This window comes from Xanthomonas chitinilytica (assembly GCF_026107455.2).
GTDB lineage: Bacteria > Pseudomonadota > Gammaproteobacteria > Xanthomonadales > Xanthomonadaceae > Stenotrophomonas > Stenotrophomonas chitinilytica.
The window spans coordinates 153,756-177,697 of record NZ_JAPCHY010000010.1 but is presented as its reverse complement, the minus strand read 5'-3'; the positions used below and the strand labels follow the sequence as shown (position 1 = coordinate 177,697).

26 protein-coding genes are annotated in these 23,942 nt (G+C 68.7%); 20 read left to right on the top strand and 6 right to left on the bottom strand.

The window, feature by feature from the left end; all coding sequences use genetic code 11:
- Positions 1–55: 55 nt before the first annotated feature.
- Positions 56–1,540 carry a serine hydrolase domain-containing protein gene (locus OK345_RS12615; RefSeq protein ID WP_265128334.1) on the bottom strand — a complete coding sequence of 495 codons (1,485 nt, stop codon included), beginning with the start codon at positions 1,538–1,540 and terminating at the stop codon, positions 56–58.
- 196 nt (positions 1,541–1,736) lie between these two features.
- Positions 1,737–2,063, bottom strand: coding sequence for a hypothetical protein (locus tag OK345_RS12610; protein WP_265128333.1), 327 nt, complete (start codon positions 2,061–2,063; stop codon positions 1,737–1,739).
- A gap of 110 nt (positions 2,064–2,173) precedes the next feature.
- On the opposite strand from OK345_RS12610, the gene OK345_RS12605 reads away from it, so the two are divergent.
- Together OK345_RS12605 and OK345_RS12600 are read left to right on the top strand one after the other, a co-directional pair.
- Entirely contained in the window at positions 2,174–2,773 is a 600-nt protein-coding gene (locus OK345_RS12605) for an RNA polymerase sigma factor (RefSeq protein ID WP_265128332.1), read from the top strand.
- On the top strand, positions 2,770–3,216 hold the full coding sequence (locus OK345_RS12600) for a hypothetical protein (RefSeq protein WP_265128331.1): 447 nt from the start codon (positions 2,770–2,772) through the stop codon (positions 3,214–3,216). Before OK345_RS12605 ends, OK345_RS12600 begins: the two co-directional genes overlap by 4 nt.
- Positions 3,217–3,557: 341 nt before the next feature.
- Here OK345_RS12600 and OK345_RS12595 read toward each other — a convergent pair whose 3' ends face one another.
- The 4 genes from OK345_RS12595 to OK345_RS12580 form a co-directional block, all read right to left on the bottom strand.
- Positions 3,558–4,742, bottom strand: coding sequence for an ABC transporter permease (locus OK345_RS12595; RefSeq protein ID WP_265128330.1), 1,185 nt, complete (start codon positions 4,740–4,742; stop codon positions 3,558–3,560).
- Complete coding sequence (locus OK345_RS12590) at positions 4,739–5,485, bottom strand: ABC transporter ATP-binding protein (RefSeq protein WP_265128329.1); 747 nt, start codon at positions 5,483–5,485, stop codon at positions 4,739–4,741. The genes OK345_RS12595 and OK345_RS12590 overlap by 4 nt, the downstream gene beginning before the upstream one ends.
- Before the next feature lie 34 nt (positions 5,486–5,519).
- Positions 5,520–7,028, bottom strand: a complete 1,509-nt coding sequence (locus OK345_RS12585; RefSeq protein WP_265128328.1) for an alpha/beta hydrolase — start codon at positions 7,026–7,028, stop codon at positions 5,520–5,522.
- A 735-nt stretch (positions 7,029–7,763) separates the two neighbouring features.
- Positions 7,764–8,513, bottom strand: coding sequence for a ferredoxin--NADP reductase (locus OK345_RS12580; protein ID WP_265128327.1), 750 nt, complete (start codon positions 8,511–8,513; stop codon positions 7,764–7,766).
- Positions 8,514–8,611: 98 nt separating this feature from the next.
- On the opposite strand from OK345_RS12580, the gene OK345_RS12575 reads away from it, so the two are divergent.
- From OK345_RS12575 to OK345_RS12490, 18 genes are all read left to right on the top strand, one after another.
- Complete coding sequence (locus OK345_RS12575) at positions 8,612–9,571, top strand: ABC transporter ATP-binding protein (RefSeq protein ID WP_265128326.1); 960 nt, start codon at positions 8,612–8,614, stop codon at positions 9,569–9,571.
- Positions 9,568–10,362: an ABC transporter permease gene (locus OK345_RS12570; RefSeq protein WP_265128325.1), complete on the top strand. Its 795-nt coding sequence runs from the start codon at positions 9,568–9,570 to the stop codon at positions 10,360–10,362. Before OK345_RS12575 ends, OK345_RS12570 begins: the two co-directional genes overlap by 4 nt.
- A 133-nt stretch (positions 10,363–10,495) precedes the next feature.
- Positions 10,496–10,834, top strand: coding sequence for a hypothetical protein (locus OK345_RS12565; RefSeq protein WP_265128324.1), 339 nt, complete (start codon positions 10,496–10,498; stop codon positions 10,832–10,834).
- Between the two features lie 33 nt (positions 10,835–10,867).
- Complete coding sequence (locus OK345_RS12560) at positions 10,868–11,905, top strand: OmpA family protein (RefSeq protein WP_265128323.1); 1,038 nt, start codon at positions 10,868–10,870, stop codon at positions 11,903–11,905.
- A 212-nt stretch (positions 11,906–12,117) separates the two neighbouring features.
- Entirely contained in the window at positions 12,118–12,387 is a 270-nt protein-coding gene (locus OK345_RS12555) for a pilus assembly protein (RefSeq protein ID WP_265128322.1), read from the top strand.
- A gap of 162 nt (positions 12,388–12,549) precedes the next feature.
- On the top strand, positions 12,550–14,076 hold the full coding sequence (locus OK345_RS12550) for a pilus assembly protein TadG-related protein (RefSeq protein WP_265128321.1): 1,527 nt from the start codon (positions 12,550–12,552) through the stop codon (positions 14,074–14,076).
- Between the two features lie 11 nt (positions 14,077–14,087).
- Positions 14,088–14,873, top strand: a complete 786-nt coding sequence (locus tag OK345_RS12545; protein ID WP_265128320.1) for a hypothetical protein — start codon at positions 14,088–14,090, stop codon at positions 14,871–14,873.
- Complete coding sequence (locus tag OK345_RS12540; RefSeq protein ID WP_265128319.1) at positions 14,870–15,688, top strand: TadE/TadG family type IV pilus assembly protein; 819 nt, start codon at positions 14,870–14,872, stop codon at positions 15,686–15,688. Before OK345_RS12545 ends, OK345_RS12540 begins: the two co-directional genes overlap by 4 nt.
- Complete coding sequence (locus OK345_RS12535) at positions 15,672–16,334, top strand: hypothetical protein (RefSeq protein WP_265128318.1); 663 nt, start codon at positions 15,672–15,674, stop codon at positions 16,332–16,334. The genes OK345_RS12540 and OK345_RS12535 overlap by 17 nt, the downstream gene beginning before the upstream one ends.
- A gap of 1 nt (position 16,335) precedes the next feature.
- The gene (locus OK345_RS12530; RefSeq protein ID WP_265128317.1) at positions 16,336–16,530 is read left to right on the top strand and encodes a hypothetical protein; all 195 of its coding nucleotides are present in this window, start codon (positions 16,336–16,338) and stop codon (positions 16,528–16,530) included.
- Positions 16,531–16,535: 5 nt separating this feature from the next.
- Entirely contained in the window at positions 16,536–17,315 is a 780-nt protein-coding gene (gene cpaB / locus OK345_RS12525) for a Flp pilus assembly protein CpaB (RefSeq protein ID WP_265154896.1), read from the top strand.
- A gap of 30 nt (positions 17,316–17,345) precedes the next feature.
- Positions 17,346–18,806: a type II and III secretion system protein family protein gene (locus OK345_RS12520; RefSeq protein ID WP_265128315.1), complete on the top strand. Its 1,461-nt coding sequence runs from the start codon at positions 17,346–17,348 to the stop codon at positions 18,804–18,806.
- An 8-nt stretch (positions 18,807–18,814) separates the two neighbouring features.
- Positions 18,815–20,518, top strand: a complete 1,704-nt coding sequence (locus OK345_RS12515; RefSeq protein WP_265128314.1) for a TadA family conjugal transfer-associated ATPase — start codon at positions 18,815–18,817, stop codon at positions 20,516–20,518.
- Complete coding sequence (locus OK345_RS12510; RefSeq protein ID WP_265128313.1) at positions 20,515–21,366, top strand: type II secretion system F family protein; 852 nt, start codon at positions 20,515–20,517, stop codon at positions 21,364–21,366. The genes OK345_RS12515 and OK345_RS12510 overlap by 4 nt, the downstream gene beginning before the upstream one ends.
- A complete protein-coding gene (locus OK345_RS12505; protein ID WP_265128312.1) occupies positions 21,363–22,253 on the top strand; it encodes a type II secretion system F family protein in 891 nt (296 codons plus the stop codon). Before OK345_RS12510 ends, OK345_RS12505 begins: the two co-directional genes overlap by 4 nt.
- Positions 22,250–22,636, top strand: a complete 387-nt coding sequence (locus OK345_RS12500) for a DUF192 domain-containing protein (protein WP_265128311.1) — start codon at positions 22,250–22,252, stop codon at positions 22,634–22,636. The genes OK345_RS12505 and OK345_RS12500 overlap by 4 nt, the downstream gene beginning before the upstream one ends.
- On the top strand, positions 22,633–23,307 hold the full coding sequence (locus OK345_RS12495; protein WP_265128310.1) for a TadE/TadG family type IV pilus assembly protein: 675 nt from the start codon (positions 22,633–22,635) through the stop codon (positions 23,305–23,307). Before OK345_RS12500 ends, OK345_RS12495 begins: the two co-directional genes overlap by 4 nt.
- Before the next feature lie 112 nt (positions 23,308–23,419).
- Positions 23,420–23,938, top strand: coding sequence for a hypothetical protein (locus OK345_RS12490; RefSeq protein ID WP_265128309.1), 519 nt, complete (start codon positions 23,420–23,422; stop codon positions 23,936–23,938).
- Positions 23,939–23,942 lie beyond the last annotated feature (4 nt).

Here is a 23,942-nt window from a genome sequence, read left to right as displayed (position 1 = left end):
CCGGTTCCGGAACCGGGCCGTGCCGCGGGTAACGATCCGGCTCCGCCGAACGGGTCTACCGGATCTTCCTGAACACCATCTGCTCGAAAACCACGGCTTCGACACCGGCGTCCTCCATCGCGAAAGCGAGGAGCTGCCCCGAACTGGGCGAGAACTCGACCCGGACGTGGTCCCGCCGCTCGTCGCCGCTGGCCACTGCCGCCAGCCGCCCCCAGCGGATGGTCATCTCCTGGCCGTCGTTCGACTCGACCGTCAGGTCCCCGAGGAGAGCGTTCGAGTAGCGGCCGGCATAGTCCGCGCGCGGCCGCGACAGGTTCCAGGCACGCGCCCGGATCGCCTGCCTCTGCCGGGTCGCCGCCTGGCGCGCCTGGCCGGCTTTCGCCTGCAGTTCGTCGAACCGGCGCGACACCGTCGATTCGATGCCGGGCTGCTCGAGCAGAACGCCGTAGACGTAATCGGCGATCAGGCTGGTGAGTTGCGCGCCCAGGAAATCCTCGTTGTTGAGGACCACCAGCGCGATGCCCTCTTCCGGCATGAACGAGAGGTGCGCGTGGAAGCCGGAAAAGCCGCCGAAATGGTGCAGCAGCGTCCTGCCCTTGTACTCGCCCGTGTACCAGCCCCAGGCATAGCCGGTACGCGGGAAGTCCAGGTACCGCGCCGCCAGCGCGGCCTGCGGCTCGTGGGAGCGTTCGATCGCCGTCTCCGGAATTGCCAGCCCTTCGCCCGTCCGAAGCTGTGCCGTCAGGAACCTGGCCAGGTCCGGCGCCGTGGAGAGCAGGCCACCGGCCGCATGCATGGTGTCGTCCGACTTGGCGAGGTACAGCGGCTGGCGGGGCTGCTCGCTCACGAACGAATAGGGCTTGGCCAGCGGCCACCCGGCCGCTTCCGCCTCGCTGACACGGGCGCTGGTCCGTCGCATGCCCAGCGGTTGGAAGATCGCGTTGTCCAGCTGCTGCTGCCATGGCATCGCCAGCTGCCGGTCCAGCCAGATGCTGGCGATGTTGTAGCCGACGTTGGTGTACTTGAACGTGCCCCGCGCGGCCTCGGCATCGGGATGGGACGCGGCGACCAACGCCAGGCGCGAGCGTGCATCGTGCACCCCGCTGAACGCCGTTGCCCAGACCAGGGACGGGTTGTCCACTCCGGAGGAATGGACGAGCAGATCCCGCAGCGTCACGGACTCCGCCTCGATGCCGGCGAAACCGGTTCCGGGAAACATCTGCCGCAACGTCGTGCGCGTATCCAGTTGCCCGGCTTCCTCCTTCATCAGCACGTTCAATGCGAAGAAGGGTTTCGTGGCCGAAGCGATGTAGAACGCGGTCTCGCCGGTGACCGGCGTGCGCGCAGCGATGTCCGAATACCCGAAATAGCCCTCATAGACGATCCTGCCATCCTTGACCACGGCTATCGCGGTGCCGGAAGGATGCCCGGTGATCGTCTTCGTCCGCTGGACGAAGCCGGCCAGCGGATCGAAGTCCGGATGGGATGCGGCGGACACCGGCAGCGGTGCGGCCGCAACGAAGGCGAGCAGGAACGCCATGAAACGGTTCATCCGATTTCCTCGATCGGGCAAGCCGGCATCCCCCGCTGTCCAGCGGGGGCATTGCACGTGCGGAGACACTGCCTGCAGGCAGCGACGCTTCTGCGAGGCCTTATAGGGGCGACGTAAGTCGCGACCTCTTCGAGCAGCAACAAGCCCCCCGAAACGCGCTCCTCTTCCCGGATGGGAAAGCACGCTATTTCAAGCGCCGCTCCAGCAGGTAATACCCCAGGTTGCCCAACCCGGTGGCACCGAGCAGCAGCGCGATCACGCCCGGCGTGACGCCCTTCGCGCCGAGCAGCTCCACCAGGCCGAAACCGACCGCCAAGGCGAGCAGCACGCATCCCCAATGCAGCGAGGCCTGGCGCCGACGCATCGCATCGCCCTCCAGCAATGAGCGCACCAGTTCCTCGGAACCGCGCGATTCGATGATGCGCCGGCGCGTATAGGCATCCACCACCACCTTGATGGAGTAGGCGATGCACACGACCAGTGCGAGGGGAACGAGCAGATTGAAATCCATGGGGCCGGCTTCCGTGTTGGATGAGGTACCCATTGAGATACGCCGGGGAACGCACCGGTTGCAGCAACCCGTTTGCAACCGATCTCGTGCACGACGTATCTCTATACGCGATGCCCACCTCCCCTTCTCCCGCCGACACCGGCCTCGCCACCGACCGGGCACTGGTGGAAGCCGTGCTGGCCGGCAGGCCAGGCGCATTCGAGCAGCTGGTGCGCCAGTACCAGAACCTGTGCTGGCACGTCGTGGACCGCATGGTGCGGCACCCGGACGACACCCGCGAACTGTGCCAGGAGACGTTCCTGCGCATCCACCGCACGCTCCACCAGTACCGGGGCGAGAGCGCGTTGAAATCGTGGATCGCGCAGGTCGCCTACTCGGTGGCCAGGCGGCACCTCGAACGCAGGCGCATACCGATCGCAGAGACGGGCGACGACGAGGACGGCATGTCGCTGGCCGAGCGGGTGAGCGACGGCTTCGACCTCGAAGCGACGACGGCCGACAGGGAAACCAACGCGCACCTGCACGCCGCCATCGACGCCCTGCCATCGCTGCAACGCACCCTGCTGACGCTCTACCATCTGGAAGACATGCCGATCGGCGAGATCGCCCGGGTGACCGGCCTGGCCGAAGGCACCATCAAGAGCCACCTGTTCCGCAGCCGCAAGCGGCTGCGGGAAATCCTGGAATCGCGCACAGGAACACCGACATGAGCATGACGCACAAGTCCCCGATCGACGAGAACGAGTGGCAGGCGCAGGAACGCGGCATGCGTGCGGCGCGTGATCACGCCCCCGCCGGAACGGACGCGGCGACCGCGGACTACCGCATCGTCGCCGAGGCGCTGATGTCCGCCCCCCGCAGCGCCCCTCCCGCCGATTTCGCCACCGGCGTCGCCGGCCACATCGCCCGCCACGACGCGGGGATCGAACGCCTGCTGTCGCGGATCCTGCTGGCGGCGTTCCTGCTCGTATCGATCGTCGCGGGCGTGCTTTATGGCGATCATGCATGGCAATCGCTGCAGCAGGCACTCGGCGGCGAGGTGGTGGAGTGGATGCTGGCCGGCGCGGGTTGCGTGGTCCTCTCCTGGATCTGCAGCTTGTTGCTCAGGCGTGCAGATTATGCGGATACCCCTAGGCGCGCTCCTTATTGGTGATGTGAGGCATTTCGAATGCTTCAATCAGTGAGCGGATGTTCCGCACTGCATTTCCAGCAGGCTCTTTCCCCATCCAAGATGGCGTGCGCATGGGATAGCCAACGTCGATTCCAGACCAAAGTTCAGCAGGATGAGAGGTACGCGACCAGCCGCGTCGGACTCCGGGACCGTACCCGCTAGCGCGACTGACGTCGCTCCTACAGGCAGGCTCTTGTAGGAGCGACGTCAGTCGCGAGCTTTCCGGGCAGAGCCGGGAGTGCGCTCTCCCTGCGGATGAATGAAAAGCCCAAAAAACAAGCGCCCCGAAGGGCGCTTGCGATGATCTCCCGGAATCTTGCCGCTCAGCCCGAGATCGCCAGCTTCTCCTGGTGGTAGCGGCGCACCGCGGCGAACCACAGCAGCGCGGCCAGCCCGAATCCCGCCGTCAGGTACACCGCCCAGATCTGCGGGCCGATGTATTCGTGGCGGATGACCTTGAGCAGCATCTGGTTCTGCGCCAGGAACGGGGTGGCGAACTGCCACAGTTCGGTCTTCAGCGGGTACACCATCAGCGCGTAGCCGGGCAGCATCGGCAGCAGCATCAGCCAGGTGATGTGGCTCTGCGCCTCCTTCATGCTCTTGGCCGCGGCCGACAGGTAGGTCAGCAGCGAGGTGCCGATGAACAGCATCGGCAGCATGATCAGCAGCATCTGCAACATCGGCAGCACGCCCATGTTGAGCTGGCGGCCGATGCCGCCGGTGGACAGCTGCGCGCTGAGCTTGAACGCCAGCAGGGTCAGCAGCAGCGAGACCAGCCCGACCACGCAGGCGGCGGCGATCTTGCCGCTGACGATGGCGCTGCGCGGCGCCGGGGTGGCCAACAGCGGCTCCAGCGACTGGCGTTCGCGCTCGCCGGCGGTGGCGTCCATGATCAGGTAGGCGCCGCCGAGGAACGAGGTGATGGTCAGCAGCACCGGCAGCAGCAGCGACAACACCATGCCGCGCTTGGCGTCGGCGCTGGCCAGGTCCTGGGTGGCCACGTCCAGCGGCCGCGCCACCTGCGCATCGATGCCGCGTGCGAGCAGACGCAGCGCGCCCACCTGCTGGCTGTAGCCGCTCAATGCCGCCTGCAGGCGCGCGGCGGGGATGTCCGCCGCGCGGCGGGTGCTGTCCTTGATGATCTCCACCAGCGCCGGGCGGCCTTCGGCCCAGTCGCTGGCGAAGTCCGGGCTGATCTCCAGCGCCACGTCGACCCGCTGGCTGCGGATCGCGGTGGTCATGTCCGCCGGCGGATCGACCGCGATCAGGCCCTGCGAGGCCAGGAACCTCACCAGGTTGGGGGCGTGCTCGCGCCCCACCACCGGGATTTCCAGCGGCTTGTCGATCTGGGTCTTGACCCGGGTCTCGGCGAGCTTGCCCATGCCCAGGATCAGCACCGGATACAGCAACGGCCCCAGCAGCAGGGTCAGCAGCAGGGTACGGCGGTCGCGGGAAAGGTCGCGCAGTTCCTTGCGCATCACCGTCAACAATGTTCCCAGCATGCTCATGCGTGCAGCCCCTCTTCCGAACCGATGGCCTTGACGAAGGCGTCCTCCAGGTTGGTCTCGCCGGTCTGCGCGCGCAGCTCGTCGGCGCTGCCGGCGGCCATCACCGTGCCCTTGGCGATGATCACGATGTGGTCACATAGCGCGGCCACCTCCTGCATGATGTGGCTGGAGAAGATCACGCAGCGGCCCTCGTCGCGCAGCCCGCGCAGGAAACCGCGCAGCGCGCGCGTGGTCATGACGTCCAGGCCGTTGGTCGGCTCGTCCAGGATCACGTTGCGCGGGTCGTGCACCAGCGCCCGCGCGATGGCGGTCTTGGTGCGCTGGCCCTGCGAGAAGCCGTCGGTCTGGCGGTCGAGGATGTCCTCCATGTCCAGCGCCTGCGACAGCACCTTGATGCGCGCGTCGATGGCCTTGCCGGACATGCCGTGCAGCTGGCCGAAGTAGGCGATGTTCTCGCGTGCGGTCAGCCGCTTGTAGATGCCGCGCGCGTCCGGCAGCACGCCCAGGTTGCGGCGCACGCCGACCGGGTCGGCGCCGGCGTCGATGCCGTCCACGCTGATCCGGCCCTGGTCGGGCTTCATCAGTGTGTAGAGCATGCGCATGGTGGTGGTCTTGCCGGCGCCGTTGGGGCCGAGCAGGCCGGTGATGCGGCCGTCGCCGGCCTCGAAGCCGACGTTCTCCACCGCCTGGATCAGGCCGGTCTTGGTCTTGAACGCCTTGTGCAGGTTCTCGGCCACAATCATGCGCGGCTCCCCCGTGTGTCGTGCAGCATGCGGCTCATGGTTCCCATCCGTTGAACGAGGTGAAGGCGGGTACGTTTTCCAGCGTGTCCAGGCAGCTGGCGTCCAGCCCCTTGGCGTCGGCGTTTTCCAGGTATTGGCCCAGCAGCTTGGGCATGCAGCCCACGCCCAGGGTGCCGTGGCCCTGGCCCTTGGCGACCAGGTGGCGGCCGTTGGGCAGCCCCTTGAGCACCTGCTCGGCGTAGCGCGGCGGCGTGACCGGATCCAGTTCGCCGGACAGCAGCAGCACCGGCAGTTCCGAGGCCAGCGGCAGGTTGAAATCCTGCGGCCGCTCGCCGGCGTTCCAGGCCTGGCAGGCGGCGAAGAACATCTGCGCCACCTCCGGGCCCAGCAGGCGGTCGCTGTGCTCGGGAGCCACGTAGCGGTCGGCGTCCTCGGCGCAGATCACCGACCACTGCATGCCGCGGTTGATCTGCCCGCCCACCTGCCGGCCGGCCATCCGTGCCAGCGACATCAGCGGCGCGTAGCGCTGCTGCGCCGCTTCGTCCAGCACCAGCGGCAGCAGCGAGGACAGCTGCGGCACATAGGAGAACGCGAATGCCAGTCCGGTGACGGTCTCGGCGGTGAGCGTGTCGCGACGCGCCTGGCCGGTGCCCGGGTCGCGGTATTCCACCTCCACCGGCGCCTGCCGCAGCCGCGCCATCACCGCACGCAACTGGTCGCCGGTATCGGTCGGGAAACGCTTGGCGCAGGCCGGGGTGCCGCGGCACTGCGCGGCCTGCAGGCCGATCGCATCCTCGAAGGTGTTGGCGAAATCGCCGCCCACCACCAGTTCGTTCGGGGCCACGCCGTCGATCACCAGCGCGCGGGTGTGCTGCGGGTAGCGCGCCGCGTATTGCTGGGCCACGCGGGTGCCGTAGGAGCCGCCGATCAGGTTGATCTTCTCCACGCCCAGCGCCGCACGCACCGCATCCAGGTCGGCGATGGCCTGGGTGGTGGTGTAGAAGCGGGTGTCGGCCCGGTCCTGCAGCGACGCCGCGCAGCGGCGCGCATAGTCGGCCATCGCTTCCGGGGTCGGCGCGACGCTCTCGTCGACCGGCAGCTCCTTGCCGTCGGCGCCCAGGCAGGTCAGCGGATTGGAACCGCCGGTACCGCGCTGGTCGACCAGGATCACGTCGCGCTGCTTGCGCACCTCGCGCAGCGCCTGGTTGATCACGCTGGCCACTTCGGTGGCCGCCTGCCCCGGCCCGCCGGCCAGGAAGAACACCGGGTCGGGACTGCCGACGCTGTTCTTGTCCGCCTCCAGCCAGGCGATGTTGAGGGCGATGCGGCGGCCCTGCGGCTCGGCCGGATTCTCCGCCACCTCGAACGTGCCGCACTGCGCCTCGACGTTGCCGCTGGCCTGCGGGCTGGTCAGCGTGCACGGCTGGAACTGCACCTGGCCGAAGCTGCGCCCGGCGGTCTCGGCGGTTTCCGGCAGCGGCTGGCACGCCGCCAGCAGCAGCGCGGTGGCCCCGGCGGCCAGGGTTCTGCGGGGATGTCGCATGCTCGATCACGTCCTTGGTTGAAGACTCTCAGCATGACATGACGCCGGGCCGCGCCGGATGTGACACAAGTCGGGGCGGATGCCGGCGAGCGCCGGGGAGCATGGAGGCTGGGGGCGGTGCTCCCGCGGCCCCCAACGGGGTTCGGGCGGTGCTGCCTGCCGGAAGAGGCATCGGCTCCGCGGTCGCGACTGACGTCGCTCCTGCAACACCCCCGCTGGCTGTAGGAGCGACGTCAGTCGCGAGCTGTTCGCCCCCCAAGCACGCTTCCCCGGACACCCATCCACCCGGATCCGGGCAAGGATGCCGGAAGCGGCGCTTCCGCCGGGCCCGTATCGGCTTCCAGGCTGCGCTGCCTGCCGGCGGGGGCGTCGGCTTCGCGGTCGCGACTGACGTCGCTCCTACAACGTCCCTGCTGCGGGCGTGATCTGCGGGGCCAGCGGCCCACGCACCGGCGAGCGCCGTGCGCGCTGCGCACGGCCGGGGATCCGCCGCGATACCTTACTTGCTGCTGACGTATTTCTCGCGGTGGGCGAGCAGGTGCGGCTTACGGGCCAACGGCCCGTGCACCGGCGAGCGCCGTGCGCGCTGCGCACGGCCGGGGATCCGCCGCGACGCCTTACTTGCTGCTGACGTATTTCTCGCGGTGGGCGAGCAGGTGCGGCTTACGGGCCAACGGCCCGTGCACCGGCGAGCGCCGTGCGCGCTGCGCGCGGCCGGGGATCCGCCGCGATGCCTTACTTGCTGCTGACGTATTTCTCGCGGCGGATCTGCGGAACCGGCAGTCCAGCCGCCTTCAGTGCTTCGAAGCAGGCATCGACCATGTCCGGGTTGCCGCACAGGTAGGCGATGTCGCGGGCCGGGTCGGGCGCGAACTCGGCCAGGTGCTGCTGCACGTAGCCATGGCGCACGTCCGGGTGCGGGTTCTGCGGCAGTTCGCGCGACAGGCAGGGCACGTAGCGGAACGCCGGGTTGGCCTCGGCGAAGGCGCGGAAGTCCTCGCTGTACAGCAGTTCGGCCGGAGTGCGCGCGCCCTGCAGTAGCACCACTTCGATGCCGCGCGCGGCGATGGCCTGCTGCAGCTGCGGCAGCATCGAGCGGTACGGAGTGACGCCGGTGCCGGTGGCGATCAGCAGGTAGCGGGCGTTGTGGTCGCCCGGCTGCAGGCAGAAGCGGCCGAACGGGCCGCTGGCGGTGACGTGGCCGCCGATCTCCAGGCCTTCGAACAGGGCCGTGGCGGCGCCGCCGGGCACGAAGCTGACTGCGATCTCGACCGCATCGCCCGGGCCGAGCGCGTGGTCGTGGATGGTCGCCAGCGAGTAGCTGCGGCGGGTGGCGGTGCCGTCGGCGTAATGGAAATGCACCTGGATGAACTGCCCGGGCAGGAAATCCAGCGGCAATCCGTCGTCGCGGACGAACTGGTAGTGGCCGACGGTCGGCGCCAGCATGCGGCGGTCGACCAGCTTGAGCGGGAATTGGACGGGCACGAAGAAGGAACAGTGTGTAGCCGGGCCGGGCCCGCGCGGGCTTCTATAATAGCCGCTGCACTTATCCGGCGCCGCAACCCGGGCGCGAAGGCCTGAGCTTGATACCCGCATCCCCGTTCTCCCCCGCATCCGCGCCCGCGTTGCGGGCGCACGAACTCCGCAAGACCTACGACAACGGCGTGCAGGCGCTGCGCGGCGTGTCGCTGGAAGTGGCGCCGGGCGACTTCTTCGCCCTGCTCGGCCCCAACGGCGCCGGCAAGTCGACCCTGATCGGCATCGTCAGCTCGCTGGTGAACCTGTCCGAGGGCCAGGTGCAGGTGTTCGGCACCGACCTGGTGCGCGAGCGCAGCGCCGCCATGCGCCTGATCGGACTGGTGCCGCAGGAGATCAACTTCAACCTGTTCGAGAAGCCGTTCGACATCCTGGTCAACTACGCCGGCTTCTACGGCATCGCCCGCGCCGAGGCCGAACGCCGCGCCGAGGAGGAGCTGCGGCGCGCGCACCTGTGGGAAAAAGCGCAGATGATGAGCCGCACCCTGTCCGGCGGCATGAAGCGGCGGCTGATGATCGCCCGCGCGATGATGACCCGGCCGCAGCTGCTGATCCTGGACGAGCCCACCGCCGGCGTCGACATCGAGATCCGCCGCGACATGTGGCGGGTGCTCAAGGAGATCAATGCCGCCGGCACCACCATCATCCTCACCACGCACTACCTTGAGGAAGCCGAGCACCTGTGCCGCAACCTGGCCATCATCAACCATGGCCGGATCGTCGAGCAGGGGCCGATGCGCACGCTGCTGGCCAAGCTGGACGTGGAAGGCTTCGTGTTCGACATCGACGGCGAGCTGCCGGCGCAGCTGCCGCTGATCGAGGGCACCACGCTGGTGGCCACCGACGCGCACACGCTGGACCTGGACATGCCGCGGGCGATGGACCTCAACCGCGTATTCGACGCGCTCGATGCCGCCGGCATCCGCGTGCGTTCGATGCGCACCAAGAGCAATCGCCTGGAGGAGCTGTTCGTGCGCCTCACCGGCGCCCCGGAGAACGCCGCATGAGCGCCGCCGCACCGATCACCGACCGCCAGCGCAACTGGGTGGCGCTGGGCACCATCGTCCGCCGCGAGATCAACCGCATCCTGCGCATCTGGGGCCAGACCCTGGTGCCGCCGGCGATCACCATGACCCTGTACTTCCTGATCTTCGGCGGCCTGATCGGCTCGAAGATCGGCGACATGGGCGGCTACAGCTACATGCAGTTCATCGTCCCCGGGCTGGTGATGATGAGCGTGATCCAGAACAGCTACGGCAACATCAGCTCCTCGTTCTTCGGCGCCAAGTTCGGCCGCCACATCGAGGAACTGCTGGTCAGCCCGATGCCGAACTGGGTGATCCTGGGCGGCTATGTCGCCGGTGCGGTGCTGCGCGGGCTGATGGTCGGCGTGATCGTGCTGATCATCGCCATGTTCTTCACCCCGGTGCGCATCCCGCATCCGCTGGTGACGCTGAGCACGGTGCTGCTGGGCGCGACGATCTTCTCGCTGGCCGGCTTCATCAACGCGGTGTACGCCAAGAAGTTCGACGACGTGGCGATCGTGCCGACCTTCATCCTGACCCCGCTGACCTACCTGGGCGGCGTGTTCTATTCGGTCACGCTGCTGCCGGGCTGGGCCGAAGCCGCCACCCACGCCAACCCGATCTTCTACATGGTCAACGCCTTCCGCTACGGCCTGCTGGGCAGCAGCGACGTGCCGCTGTGGGTGGCCTACGCGTTGATGCTGGGCTTCGTCGCGGTGCTGGGCGCACTGGCGCTGTGGCTGCTGCGGCGCGGCGTCGGCCTGCGCAGCTGATTCCGCGAACCACTGCGCAAAAGCGAATACCCTCCGGCGCTGCGGCTTGGGACCGCCGCGCCGGCGTTGCTATGCTCGCCGCGCAGGGGTTGACCGGCCCGTTCGCAGGAGCGGGCCGCACAAGGAGGGCGGAATGAATCGATTTACCCTCGCGGCCGTGGCATCGACGCTGGCGGCGGCCGCAACGGTCGCGCATGCGGCGAACGGCTCGGCCGTGCACTGGGGCAAGCTGGTCGGCCTGAACACGGTCAACGCCCGTCTCTGCGGCGCCACGCCGGAACAGGTCGCGGCGTACAAGGCCAGGCAGCTGCAGGTCGGCAAGTCGGTCTACGGCCAGGCTTCCGGCGACTTCGATGCCGACTTCGAGACCGGCTTCAGCCAGGGCCTGGCGCAGATGGAGCAGGCGCAGCAGCGCGGCGCTCCCAGGCCCGCCCCCGACACCTTCCAGCAGCTGCTGCAGGACGCCCGCTGACTTCCTCCACCATCGCTTCCGGATGACCACACGATGACCTTCCTCACCCTCGCGGCGCAGCGCGCCGCCCTGATCGCCTGCGCCACCGTGCTTGCCTGCAGCGCCTGCAAGCGCGACGACCAGGCCGCCGCCCCGGCCGACAGCGCCGAAACCTCCACCTTCCGCGACGACGCGCCCGCACCGGCAGCGCAGGACGACGGCCAGCCGCAGGCGGCCGCATTCGACATCCGGACCCTGTCGGTTTCCGAAGCGCCGCTGGGCGAATTCCCGTATCTCGGCCTGCCCGACGGCTACCGCGCCGGCAAGACCACCGCGCGCAAGTTCGAGCGCGTCCCGTTCTGGACCGGCGACCGCCTGGAATGGGTGGAAGGACGGGTCCACGGCGCCGGCATCTCCGCCGCCGAAGGCGCCGAGTACTCGCACCTGGAGCTGGTCCGCAACATCGAGGCGCTGGTGACCGGACTCGGCGGCCATCACATCGCCAGCGCGAAGATGCCGCGCGAGGCCACCGACGCCATCCAGCAGACCAGCGTCGCGGTGGAGCTGGTCGACGGCCTGGGCGACATCTACAACGACCCGATGGATACCTTCGTCATCCGTCGCGCCGACCGCGATATCTGGATCCACCTGGCCAGGAGCGGCAACAACGGCAGCTGGATGATCGCCGAGACCAGGCCGGTCGAGATCACCGCCCGGGTCCTGCCCGCCGATGCCCTGAGGCAATCGCTGGAGCGCGACGGCAAGGTCGCCATCGAAGTGAACTTCGCCACCGACCAGGCGGTGCTGCTGCCGACGTCGAAACCGCAGATCGAGCAGGTCGTCGCCCTGCTGCGGCAGGATCCTGCGTTGCGGCTGGCAGTCAACGGGCACACCGACAACACCGGCAACGCCGACCACAACCTGCGGCTGTCGCAGGCGCGCGCGCGCACCGTGGTCGATACGCTCATCGCCGCCGGCATCGCCGGCGAGCGCCTGGAATCGGCCGGATTCGGCGACTCGCAACCGGTCGCCGACAACGCTACGGAGGAAGGAAAGGCGAAAAACCGGCGTGTAGAACTCGTGAAAGCGTAAACCCCATTCCGTTTTCACATTGAACCAGCCCGCAGTACCGTCAATTTTCCGACCAAACGTATTGTTCCTGTCATGGGACGCCAATAGGCTCGAATCATCGGCACAGGGGGCAAGTACGCGGCCGATACCTCCGGTTTTTCATCCGCCACAGCTTGGCTGCCGACCCCGTCCTTCGTCGACATGGATCCTCGGCGGCTCCCAAGGAGAGGAACATGAGCATTCGTACGTCCCGTCGTTTCGGCTTCAAGCAGCGCGGTCAGGGCATGACCGAGTACATCATCATCACCGCGCTGGTCGCCATTGCCGCCATCGCCGCCTTCACCTACTTCGGCGGCACCGCCCGCAGCCAGGTCGCGGGCATGGCCAAGGAACTGTCCGGCCAGAGCGCCACGCAGTCGATCAACCGCGCCAAGAACGTGTCCAACAAGGCCCAGCAGGAGGCCGACAAGGACAAGGGCATGGACGCCTACGAGAACAAGTAAGGCCGCCCGGCCCTGCTTGACCGGGGTTCGCGCGGCCACCCGCCGCGCGCGTCCCGCCGTTCCTTCCCGATGCAGAAGATCACCGGTGCCCGCCTGCGGTCGCCGTGGATCGGCTATTGCCCAGGTCATCCCATGAATCCGTCCCTTGTCCGCAAACGGTACATGCGCCGCCTGAACACCCTCGCCAACCGCCGCACCATGGGCGGACAGGCAATGGTGCTGGGGCTGGTGATGCTGCTGGTGCTGTGCGTCGGCACGATCATCCTGTTCGACACCGGACAGACGGTGAACAAGAAGGTCCAGCTGGTGAACGCCGCCGATGCGGCGGCCTACAGCGTGGCGGTGCAGCAGGCGCGCGCGCTCAACTTCGTCGCCTACACCAACCGCGCGCGGGTGGCCAACGAGGTGGCCATCGCCCAGCTGATCGGCCTGTATTCGTGGATGAACCAGATGCACACCACGACCATCGTCTTCGAGAAGACGATGAACGTGCTCTCGGCCATCCCCTATGTCGGCGCGGTATTCAAGGCGCTGGCCACTGTCTTCAAGGCCGCCGGACAGGGGCTTAAGATCGCGCGCAGGACCTTCCACGCGACGGTGCAGAACGTGGCGTTGCCGGCGCTGGACGGACTGAACGGTGCGCTGGCCCGATCCGCCACCGCGGTGCTGGACGGCGTCGCGCGCGTGGACGGCGTGCTGGTGGCGCGCGAGGTGGTCCGCCGCAACGCACCCGACGCCGATCTCAGCGGCGTGGGCAGCGGCGTACTCACCTCGCAGTTGCTGACCGCGAAGCGCAGCTTCATCGACACCCACAGGATTCCGCGCTCGCGCAACGGCGGCGCGACGCAGGGCTCGGCGACCGACCGCGCTTCGGCCGACCGCTTCCGCAACGTGGTCATGCAGTCGCGCGACCCGTTCTCCAAGGACCGGGGCAACCACGACTGGAACCTGTTCCTGATCAAGTTCAACCAGTCCGGCGGCACCGACATGGTGGACTACAACCGCTGGGCCGCAGCCGACACGCTGGGGCTGGAAGTCAACCTGCCGTTCCTCAGCGACATCGAAGCCCCGCTGGGCTGGGGCGGCGCGCAGGCGGTCAAGCGCTACCAGCAGCAGGCCTTCATGCCCGGCTTCGACAACGGCTACGGCTGGGTCTCCGAGTTCGAGAACAACCGCCGCTTCCGTCCCTACGGCGACATCCGCCGGGAGAACCGGATACCGAGCAGCTTCGTCGACGGCGACCCCAACGTGGCGCTGGACGGCGGCAAGAAGCAGGGCGCCTATTTCACCGGCTACGACGGCCTGCGCGACTACTACGACGTCAAGCCCAACCACGCGCTCACGCCGTACACCGAGCCGGGCAGCCGCGACGACCCGGGCAAGGCCACCGGCCCGATCTTCACCGTGCACGTGGAGACCGACGTCGCCAACGCCCGCACCAGCGCGGCCATCGACGGCATCGGCGGGCCGGCCGGTTCGCCGATGGCGATGGAGGACAGGGCCGCCAACGGCAAGATCGCCGCGCTCGCCTCCGGCCAGGTCTATTTCAGCCGGCCATCGAACTACTCGCTGTTCCAGCGCAAGGACGGACGCGTGGAGGTCGGCAACCTGTTCAGCCCCTACTGGCAGGCGCGGCTGGTGGATACCCCGACCTCGGTCGAGCTGCTGCTGGGGATCACCCGCCTGTGAGGACGCCCTCGATGCCCGACGCACTGCGATCGCTGCTGGCCCTGGCCTTGCTCGGCACGCTGCTGCCGGCCTGCACCGGCACCGCGGCGGGCAGCGCGGGAATCGGCGAAGAGGCGCCCGTCGCCGACCTGCCGCCGATCCATGTCGAGCAGACCGCCGAGCTGCTGGTGGAGGGCGACAACCAGGCGCGCGCGTTCTACCGGCAGACCGTCGACGCCTGCGAGGCCGGCGGCCTCCCCACCCGTCGCCTGAGCCCTGCCGAGGTGGAGAAGATCGGGACCACGCGCTACGAGATGTGGTTCACCGGCGATGCGGAGATATTCCGCACCCGGTCGTGGGAAGTGGCCAGCGACGGTCCCGCGGGTTCGTGCCTGTTCCGCCTGGAAGAAACCGGCAGCTACGAGAGCGAGAGCCGCACGACGCGCATCGCGATCGACCTGGCCACCGGCGTGCGGCAACAGTCCGCGCAGGCGCCCGATGCCCTGCTGCGCTATCCCATCGCCGCGGAGGACGACGCCGTCGCGCCCGGCTTCAACGGCCCCAGCGAGCGCAGCGTCGCCGGGCAGCCCTGCCGCGAATGGGTGTCCACCCTCACCGGCGACCGCCAGTGCCTGTGGGCAGCCGGCCGCCAGTGGGGGTTCGGTTCCACCGCGCTCAACGACCATCGCCCGGGTCCGGACCACATCGTGCTCGAGCAGCAGCCCGGCAACGGCAACGGCTACCGGGTGACCACCCAGGTCATGACCGTCGGCCAGCCGTTCGAGCTGCCGGCCCCCGCGCAGGAGGGCAGCCGATGACGTCTCCCGCTTCCGCACACGGTTCCCCGCGCCTGCAGCGCGGGCAGAGCATGGTCGAGATGGTGGTGTTGTGCCTGGTGCTGGTGCCGTTGTTCCTGCTGATCCCGATCCTGGGCAAGTACATCCACGTGCGCCAGCTCGCGCAGCAGACCGCGCGCGCGGCGGCCTGGGAAGCCACGGTGTCCCCCGACTACGCGGTTCCCACCGTTGCCCAGGTGCGGCCGCAACTGATCGCGCGCCACTTCGGCGCCGCCGACGCGCCGATCAGTAGCCGGCCGCCGACCGCCAGCGACGAACGGCTGGATGCGCCGCTGCTCAACACGTTCTCCAACCAGCCGCTGCTGCAGCGTAGCGACGTGCAGCTGGGCAACTACCGCAACGAGGCCGCGCCCGGGATGATGGGCTGGCTCAACAGCCTGACCGGCCTGCTGCCCGGACCGTTCCCGCCCAACGAACGCGGCCTGGTGACTTCGCAGCTGGACCTCAGCCTGCGCGACCTGCGCCTGGCCGACGGCAGCGCGGCCACCTTCCTGGAACCGTTCGACACCCTCGGCCTGCGCATGAGCGCCACCAGCACGGTACTGGCCGATCCCTGGAACGCGGCCGGCTCCGGGCTGACCGGGAATTCGCCGCGCTCGGTCAAGTCGCAGGTCCGCAGCCTGGTGCCGACCTCGCACGGCGAGCAGGCCAGCAGGGTGCTGGACGGCGTCAGCTTCCTGCCGCTGTTCGGCGTGCTGGGCGACCTGGAAGTGGGCCACGTCGAACCGGACGTGGTGCCGATGGACAAATTGAAGCCGTATGCGAAGTCTCCGTGAGCTGGCCGGCATCGCCTTGCTGCTGTGCGCCGGAACCGGCGCCGCCGCCGACTGGCCGGAACTGCCGCTGCCGGAGGGCGCGCAGGGCGAATGGGTGTCGCGGCACATGATCCACAACGGCATCCCGATGCGCGCGGCGCGCTTCACCAGCGCGCTGGCGCCGCAGCAGCTGGTGGACTTCTACCAACGCAAGTGGCCCGGGCAGACCACGGTCAGCGAGCTGGGCGGCAAGCGCATCGTCGGCCACGGCACCGCCACCCACTTCACCACCATCGAGATCAGCGGCGGCGCCTCCGGCAGCGAGGGGCAGATCGGCATCGTCGAGCTGCTCAGGGAAACGCCGAAGACCCCGCCCGGTTCGGATTTCCTCAAACCGTCCGGCACCCGCGTCATCACCGATACCCGCTACCTGGACAACCCCGGGCGCACGCTGTCGATGGAAGCCCCGCTGTCGCCGTTCCAGAGCGAATCCTTCTACCGCTCGCGGCTGCCGGCCGCCGGCTGGCGCCACGAGCGGCCGCAGCCCTGCTCGATGGCCGCGCGCAGCTGCACCGCCGACTACAGCCGCGACAAGGAGCAGATGACGCTGACGTTCAACCGCAACGGCGACACCACCGAAATCGTGGTCAACCAGGTACGGAGGTGAGATGAAGCTGCCGCGATTCCGTCCCCCGGTCACCGCCCGCACCCAGCGCGGTTCGGCGCTGGTCGAATACAGCATCGTCACCGCGCTCGGAATCATCGTGCTGGTGGCCGAACCCAACATCATCCTCGAACTGGTCCAGGCGATGCGCAAGGCCTATTCCAGCTTCGTCTACGCACTGTCCCTGGGATGGCTATGAAACCCGTGACGTTCAGACCCAACCGCAACCTCGTCTTCATCCTCGTCGCCCTGGCCCTGGGCGTCGTCGCCGCCGTGGTGGCGGTCAACTACGTGCAGAAGGCAGTCGACGCGCGGACCCAGGACGAAGGCGAGACCATCGTCGTGGCGGTGCCCAAGCAGGACATGGAAGCGGGCATGCTGGTGGGCAGCGACGACCTGGCCGCGCGTCCGGTGCCGGTCGACCTGGTACCGGCCGATGCCATCACTCCCGACAACTACGGCGACTACGTGGGCCGCATCCTGCGCGCGCCGGTGCGCCAGGGCGCGCCGGTGCCCGGGGCGGCGCTGGTGCCGCTGTACGACCAGTTTTCCAGCGTGATCAAGGCCGGCAACGTCGGCTACACCATGTCGGTGGACGAGACCAACTCGATCTCCGGGATGATCGCGCCGGGCGACCATGTCGACATCCTGCTGACCGTCGACCAGGAACAGGGCGGCGCGCGGGTGCTGCCGCTGCTGGAGAACGTCAACGTGCTGGCCACCGGCAACCGGGTCGGCGAGACCCCCGCCGACGAGGATGCGCAGGGCTTCTCCAACATCACCCTCGAACTGTCGCCGCGCGAGGCCGAGCGCCTCACTGTCGCCGGCAAGGCCGGCAGCCTGCGGGTGATCCTGCGCCAGAACGAAGACCGCAGCGAATTCGGCCTCAACGGCCTGACCCAGAAACAGCTGCTCGGTACCGGCGGCAACGAGGGCGGCGGCCAGAGCGGCGGCGTCCACTTCATCATCGGAGGCAAAGGCTGACGTATGCGCACACGCAGGTTGGGAATTTCCATGTTGGGCGCATTCATCGCCATCTCGCAGACCACCGCGGTCCACGCACAGCAGGCCGACATCATCGCCGGCACGCCGGCCACGACCCCGCCGGCCGAGCGCGCGCCGGCCGCAGCGACCGCGCCTGGGAGCACCGCCGCGACGATCCCTTCCCGTCCGTTCCCGGCACCGGCCGGCAATCCGGCCTATTCGCGCCCGGCCACCGACACCGCCGCGACCCCGCTGCCCGAACGCCTGCACCTGTACGTGGGCCAGGCGGTGGTGCACCGGCTGTCGCGCCCGCTCAAGCGCGTGGCGGTGGGCAGCGGCGAGATGCTGCAGGTCACCAACATCGGCCGCAACGAGATCGTGGTCATCGGCAACAAGGCCGGCGACAGCACCCTGCACCTGTGGATGCAGGACGGCACCCAGCTCAGCGTCCCGGTCAGCATCGGCGAGGGCGACACCGACAGCGTCGCCGAGATCGTCCGCACGCTGCTGGCCGACGCGCAGAACATCCAGGTACACACGGTGTCCGACCGGGTCGTGGTCACCGGCCAGGACGTGCATCCGGGCATCGCCGCGCGCCTGCAGGAACTGAAGGCGATCTATCCGCAGCTGCTGGACTTCACCAGCGCCGACCCGGTCGGCATGCGGCCGATGGTGCTGATGGACGTGAAGATCATGGAGTTCGATTCCAACGCGCTGGAGGAACTCGGCATCCAGTGGGACAACGTGATCCGCGGCCCGGTGGGCGGGCTGCTGAAGGACTTCACCACCAACGACTACTACCGCGTGCTGCCCGAGGACAGTCCGTTCGGGAACCTGCAACCGCCGCTGCCGCCGTCCGTGCGCGGTACCCAGGCCTACTTCGGCATCGCCACCACCATCGGCTCGAGCATCAACCTGCTGATGAACAAGGGCAAGGCGTTCCTGCTGGCCTCGCCGCAGCTCAGCGCGCGCAGCGGCGGCTCGGCCAAGTTCCTGGTCGGCGGCGAGGTGCCGATCCCGATTCCGCAGGGCTTCGGCCAGGTCACCATCGACTACAAGGAGTACGGCATCAAGCTGGACATCGAGCCGCTGGTCAATGCCAACGACGAGATCTCCACCCGCTTCCTGGCCGAGGTCAGCCGGGTCGATCCCTCGGTCTCGGTGCTGGGCGTGCCCGGCTTCCTGACCCGCCGCACCGAATCGGAGATCAACGTCCGCGCCGGCGAGACGCTGGTGGTGTCCGGGCTGGTCGATACCAGCGCGGCCAAGGACGCGGAGAAGTTCCCGATCCTGGGCGACATCCCGATCCTCGGCAAGCTGTTCCGCTCCGACGGCTTCCGCGGCAACCGCACCGAGCTGGTGATGTTCGTCACCCCGCGCATCCTGACCCCGGATTCGCAGGAGAACCTGGACGGGCTGGAACGCGGGCGCCAGATCCAGGAGCGCGGCCAGGAAGCCATGCCCCGCCGCAACAAAGAGTACGTGCAGTAGGGCCGCCCATGTTCAACATCCTCATCGACACTCCGAACCGCGACCAGCGCCAGGTGCGCTGCCTGCATCGCGAGTGCGGCATCGGCCGCGGCGACGGCAACCTGATCGTGCTGCAGGGCTGGACCATCGCCCAGCGCCACGCCGCGTTCAAGCGCGAGTCCGCCGGCATCTTCATCGAGACCTACGGCGGGCGGGCGGCGGTGCTGGTCAACGGCCAGCCGGTGGCCGGCAGCCACGGGCCGCTGCGCAGCCAGGACCGGGTGGAGATCGGCGACTACCGGCTGCAGGTCATCGACGACGACCCGCCGCCAGCCGCCAACAGCGAACTGCCGCCGGTCGCCGAGACGGTGGCCGCCGCCCCGGCGCGGCCGCGTGCGGTCGCGGAGGAGGAAGAGGAGTCGCGTGCGCTGGCACGGCCGCAGGAGCTGCCGCCGGACTCCACGGTGTGGCGCGCGCGCGTGCATGCCGCGCTGGTCAAGCAGATGGACCTGCGCCGCGTGGATGTGCGCGGCATGGCCGACGATGTGCTGCGCACCACCACCATCAAGCTGATCGACGAGGTACTCGAGCGCGAGTTCGCCGACCTGCCCAAGGCCATCAGTCGCCGCCGGCTGGCCAAGGAGGTGCTGGACGAGGCGATCGGGCTGGGACCGCTGGAGGACCTGCTCGACGACAACAGCGTCACCGAGATCATGGTCAACAGCTACGACCAGATCTTCATCGAGCGCGGCGGCCAGATCGAGAAGTCCAGCGTCAACTTCACCAGCGACCGCGCCGTGCTCTCGGCGATCGAGCGCATCGTCACCCCGCTGGGACGGCGCATCGACGAAAGCTCGCCGATGGTCGACGCGCGCCTGAAGGACGGCTCGCGCGTCAACGCGGTGATCCCGCCGGTGGCGCTGCGAGGGCCCAGCATCAGCATCCGCAAGTTCGCCAAGCGCAAGCTGCAGGGCGAGGACCTGATCACCTTCGGCTCGATCAACCAGGCCATGCTCGAGTTCCTGATCATGGCGGTGAAGGAACGGCGCAACATCGTCGTCACCGGCGGCACCGGCTCGGGCAAGACCACCCTGCTCAACATCCTCTCCAACTTCATTCCCGACGGCGACCGCGTGGTCACCATCGAGGACGCGGCCGAACTGAAGCTGGTGCAGCCGAACCTGGTGGCGCTGGAAGCGCGGCCGCCGAACATGGAGGGCAAGGGCCATATCAGCATCCGCGACCTGGTCAAGAACGCGCTGCGCATGCGCCCGGACCGGATCGTGGTCGGCGAGTGCCGCGGCGGCGAGGCGCTGGACATGCTGCAGGCGATGAACACCGGCCACGAGGGATCGCTGACCACCGCCCACGCCAACAACCCGCGCGAGGCGCTGTCGCGACTGGAAGTGATGGTGATGATGTCCGGCATGGAGCTGCCGATGACCGTCGTGCGCGAACAGATCGCCTCGGCGGTGGACCTGATCGTCCACCAGAAGCGTTTTCCCTGCGGCTCGCGCAAGGTCAGCCACATCTCCGAGATCACCGGCATCGAGAGCGGCACCATCCAGCTGCAGGACATCTTCCTGTTCCAGGCGCGCTCGCACAGCGGCCGCGACGGCAAGGTGGTGGGCGAGTTCCGTGCCACCGGCGCGGTGCCGGAGTTCTACGAGGACCTGGCCGAACGCGGCGTGCCGGTGGATCTGGGCATCTTCCGCAACGGAGCGGGGCAATGAGCGAACTGTGGCTGGTGGCCGTCCTCGCCTTCGCCAGCTTCGCCACCGCCGGCGTGCTGGTCGCACGCAGCAGCGCCGGCTTCATGGAGCGCTATCGCGAGAACTTCCTCAGCCAGGCGCGCTTGAACCTGGCCGACATGTTCCTGTTCGTGGACCCGCAGGCGCTGTTCATGGGCAACGCGCTGCTGCTGGTGCTGGTGCCGGCGCTGCTGTGGATCGTCACCGGCAACCTGTTCCTGCCGGTGGTGGCGTTGGTGCTGCTGGCGGTGCTGCCGCGCAAGATCTACCTGTGGCTGAAGCAGCGCCGGCTCGACCGCATCCAGCAGCAGCTCCCGGACGGCCTGTTGATGCTGGCCAGCAGCCTGCGCGCCGGCGTCGGCTTCAACCCCGCGCTGGAAACCCTGGCCCAGGACGGGCAACCGCCGCTGGCCCAGGAACTGTCGCTGGTGCTGCGCGAGCAGCACATGGGCATCCGCACCGAGGAGGCGCTGGAGCATTTCGCCCAGCGCGTGCCGATCGACGACGCGCGGCTGTTCGTCGCCGCGGTCACCATCTCGCGCGAGATCGGCGGCAACCTCGCCGAGACCCTGGCCACGCTGGCCGAGACCCTGCGCCGCAAGCTGATGATGGAGGGCAAGGTCAAGGCGCTGACCGCGCAGGGACGGCTGCAGGGCATCGTGATGGCGATGCTGCCGGCCGGGCTGGTGGGCTTCCTGGTGCTGTTCTACCCGGAGACGATGCAGCCGATGTTCCATACCTGGCAGGGGTGGTGCGTGATCGCCCTGGTGTTCGTGCTCGAATACCTGGGCTACCGCATGTGCCGCAAGATCATGACGATCGACATATGAGCTGGATGATCGCCCTCGTCGCGTTGATGGCCATGGCCGCGGTGCTGCTGGTGATGCTGGGCCTGCGCGGCCTGCTGCAGGCGGTGCCGCAAAGCGACCGCGACTATCAGGACCCGTTGCCGCTGGCGCTGCGCCTGCTGTGGCCGCTGGTGGTGGCCGCCACGCACCTGGCGGGGCCGCGGCTGAAGTCCTCGCAGCTGGAGCGCGCGCACCGCAGCCTGCAGTCGGCCGGGCAGGATTTCGTGCTCACCCCCGAGGAGCTCTACGGCACGCGGATCGTCTCCGCCGGCGCGGTGGCGGTGGTACTGCTGCTGCTCGTGGTGATGCTGGGCAAGGGCAGCTTCAGCGCGCTGCTGTTCTGCCTGGCCTTCGGCCTGCCGATCGGCTGGATGTATCCGTCGCTGTGGCTGGGCGAGCGCCGCAAGGTGCGCACCAAGTACGTGGTGCGCGACCTGCCGGTGTTCCTGGACTTCATCACCATGGGCGTGGAGGCCGGCCTGAACATCACCGGCGCGATCGAGCAGTCGGTCCAGCGCGGCCCGGCCGGCCCGCTTTCGCAGGAGTTCTCGCGCATGCTGCGCGACCTGCGCGCCGGCCTGCCGCGCAGCGAATCGCTGCGGCGCATGGCCGACCGCATGGACATCTCCCAGATCACCAGCTTCACCAGCGCGCTGATCCAGGCCGACAAGGTCGGCGCCAGCCTCAGCGACACCCTGCGCGCCCAGGCCAGCCAGCGCCGCGAGGAACGCTTCCTGCGCGCCGAGAAGCTGGCGCTGGAGGCGCCGGTGAAGATGATGCTGCCGCTGGTGATGTTCTTCTTCCCGCTGATCTTCGTGGTGCTGGCCTATTTCATCTACCTGCAGATGAAGCAGCAGGGGATCCTGTGAAGCTGCTGGCCCTCCACCGCGGCGAGCAGTGCCTGGTGCCGCAGGTCTGGCATGCGCGCCGCTGGCCGCAACGGCTGCGCGGCCTGCTCGGCCGGGCGCCGCTGCGGCCGGGGCAGGGATTGCTGATCGAGCCCTGCGCCAGCGTGCACACCTTTGCGATGGGCTATCCGCTGGACCTGCTGTTCCTGTCGCGCGGCGGCCAGGTGCTGGGCTGGCGCGAGGCGCTGCCGCCATGGCGTGCCGCCGCCCAGCGCGGCGCGCGTTCCACCCTGGAACTGCCGGCCGGTTCGCTCGCGCGCATCGCCCCGTCCGCCGGCGAAACCCTGGGCTGGCGCGCCGCCGGCGACGTTCCCGCCATGCCACCGAATGGAGGTGCCGGATGAAGCGTTCTTTCCTGCCGCGCCGGTATCAACGCGGACAATCGCTGGTGGAATTCTGCATCGTGGTGCCGGCGTTCCTGTTCCTGATCCTGGTCACCCTGCAGTTCATCCTGATCTACCGCGCCAAGAGCACGCTGGACTACGCCACCTTCCAGGCCGCGCGCAAGGGCGCCCTTGCCGGCGCCGACAAGGGCAAGATGAAGACCGCGCTGGCCAACGGCATGGTCCCGCTGTTCGCCACCTCGCCCGACGCCGGCGGCGTGGCCACCGCCCTGGTCAAGGCGCAGGCCGACGTGCGCCTGTTCGCCAACCTGGACGTGATCAGCCCCACGCCGCAGGCCTGGACCGAACATCGCGAACGCCAGCACGACGGTCGCTACGCCCTGCCCAACGACAGCCTGGCCTTCCGCCGCAACACCGTGGGCAGCAGCAACCTCAGCGTGCAGGACGCCAACATCCTCAAGATCAAGGTGACCTACCACTACCCGCTGATCGTGCCCTTCGCCGACCGCGTGATCGTGGGGCTGTCCAAGCTCGTCACCGGCGGCGAGAGCTACGCGCCACCGTCGATGCTGGTCGAGGAACCGGTCAGCGGCCATCGCCGCCTGCCCATCGAATCCTATGCGGTGGTCCGCATGCAGTCGCCGATCCATGACCAGGCCAACCTGCGCTGATCCCGTCCCTTGGCGGCATGCACTGCTCGTCGTACTGCTGTGCGGCGCGAGTGCGACGGCGGCGCCCGGCCCGGCACCGGAGGATCCAGCGCCGCCACAGGCACGCCTGCAGGTGCGGGTCGGGGGCGCGCTGGCGTGGGCGCGCGGCAACACCGCCGAGACCCTGCAGGCCACCGTGCGGCTGCACGGCGACGCGATCCGCATCGAGTTCGACGACGGCCCCGACGCCGGCAGCTACCTGCTCAATACCGGCACCTTCGGTCGCGGCTGGATCGTCAACCCGGCCGGCAACTACCGGCTGCCGATCGCCGATGCCAGCGGTCCCTACTGGCTGGATCCGCAGCAGCCGTGCGCGCATATCGGTGGCCGCTGCTCGCCGGCCCACGGCGAATTCATCGCCGGCCGGCTGGCGCGCGGCTGGCGCTACGAGCGCGCCGACCGCGGCCCCGACGGCACCACCCGCGGCACGCTGTGGGTGGATACGCAGACCGGTCTGCTGCTGGGCTACCGCGGCAGCGCCGGCAACGGCGGCCGCGAGCGTACGTTGCGGGTGACGGCCGTCGGTTTCGAGCCGCAACCCCGGGAGCTGTTCGAGCTGCCCGGGGAACTCCGATCACCCGCCGACCATTGACCCG

Bases quoted from the DNA above. Each gene is read 5' to 3' on its own strand.
- OK345_RS12600 (WP_265128331.1), top strand. From the start codon at position 2,770: ATGAGCATGACGCACAAGTCCCCGATCGACGAGAACGAGTGGCAGGCG.
- OK345_RS12605 (WP_265128332.1), top strand. From the start codon at position 2,174: ATGCCCACCTCCCCTTCTCCCGCCGACACCGGCCTCGCCACCGACCGG.
- OK345_RS12530 (WP_265128317.1), top strand. From the start codon at position 16,336: ATGAAGCTGCCGCGATTCCGTCCCCCGGTCACCGCCCGCACCCAGCGC.
- OK345_RS12590 (WP_265128329.1), bottom strand. From the start codon at position 5,485: ATGATTGTGGCCGAGAACCTGCACAAGGCGTTCAAGACCAAGACCGGC.
- OK345_RS12555 (WP_265128322.1), top strand. From the start codon at position 12,118: ATGAGCATTCGTACGTCCCGTCGTTTCGGCTTCAAGCAGCGCGGTCAG.
- OK345_RS12560 (WP_265128323.1), top strand. From the start codon at position 10,868: ATGACCTTCCTCACCCTCGCGGCGCAGCGCGCCGCCCTGATCGCCTGC.
- OK345_RS12570 (WP_265128325.1), top strand. From the start codon at position 9,568: ATGAGCGCCGCCGCACCGATCACCGACCGCCAGCGCAACTGGGTGGCG.
- OK345_RS12515 (WP_265128314.1), top strand. From the start codon at position 18,815: ATGTTCAACATCCTCATCGACACTCCGAACCGCGACCAGCGCCAGGTG.
- OK345_RS12545 (WP_265128320.1), top strand. From the start codon at position 14,088: ATGCCCGACGCACTGCGATCGCTGCTGGCCCTGGCCTTGCTCGGCACG.
- OK345_RS12495 (WP_265128310.1), top strand. From the start codon at position 22,633: ATGAAGCGTTCTTTCCTGCCGCGCCGGTATCAACGCGGACAATCGCTG.
- OK345_RS12615 (WP_265128334.1), bottom strand. From the start codon at position 1,540: ATGGCGTTCCTGCTCGCCTTCGTTGCGGCCGCACCGCTGCCGGTGTCC.
- OK345_RS12550 (WP_265128321.1), top strand. From the start codon at position 12,550: ATGCGCCGCCTGAACACCCTCGCCAACCGCCGCACCATGGGCGGACAG.
- OK345_RS12565 (WP_265128324.1), top strand. From the start codon at position 10,496: ATGAATCGATTTACCCTCGCGGCCGTGGCATCGACGCTGGCGGCGGCC.
- OK345_RS12610 (WP_265128333.1), bottom strand. From the start codon at position 2,063: ATGGATTTCAATCTGCTCGTTCCCCTCGCACTGGTCGTGTGCATCGCC.
- OK345_RS12540 (WP_265128319.1), top strand. From the start codon at position 14,870: ATGACGTCTCCCGCTTCCGCACACGGTTCCCCGCGCCTGCAGCGCGGG.
- OK345_RS12535 (WP_265128318.1), top strand. From the start codon at position 15,672: ATGCGAAGTCTCCGTGAGCTGGCCGGCATCGCCTTGCTGCTGTGCGCC.
- OK345_RS12595 (WP_265128330.1), bottom strand. From the start codon at position 4,742: ATGAGCATGCTGGGAACATTGTTGACGGTGATGCGCAAGGAACTGCGC.
- OK345_RS12505 (WP_265128312.1), top strand. From the start codon at position 21,363: ATGAGCTGGATGATCGCCCTCGTCGCGTTGATGGCCATGGCCGCGGTG.
- OK345_RS12520 (WP_265128315.1), top strand. From the start codon at position 17,346: ATGTTGGGCGCATTCATCGCCATCTCGCAGACCACCGCGGTCCACGCA.
- OK345_RS12585 (WP_265128328.1), bottom strand. From the start codon at position 7,028: ATGCGACATCCCCGCAGAACCCTGGCCGCCGGGGCCACCGCGCTGCTG.
- OK345_RS12510 (WP_265128313.1), top strand. From the start codon at position 20,515: ATGAGCGAACTGTGGCTGGTGGCCGTCCTCGCCTTCGCCAGCTTCGCC.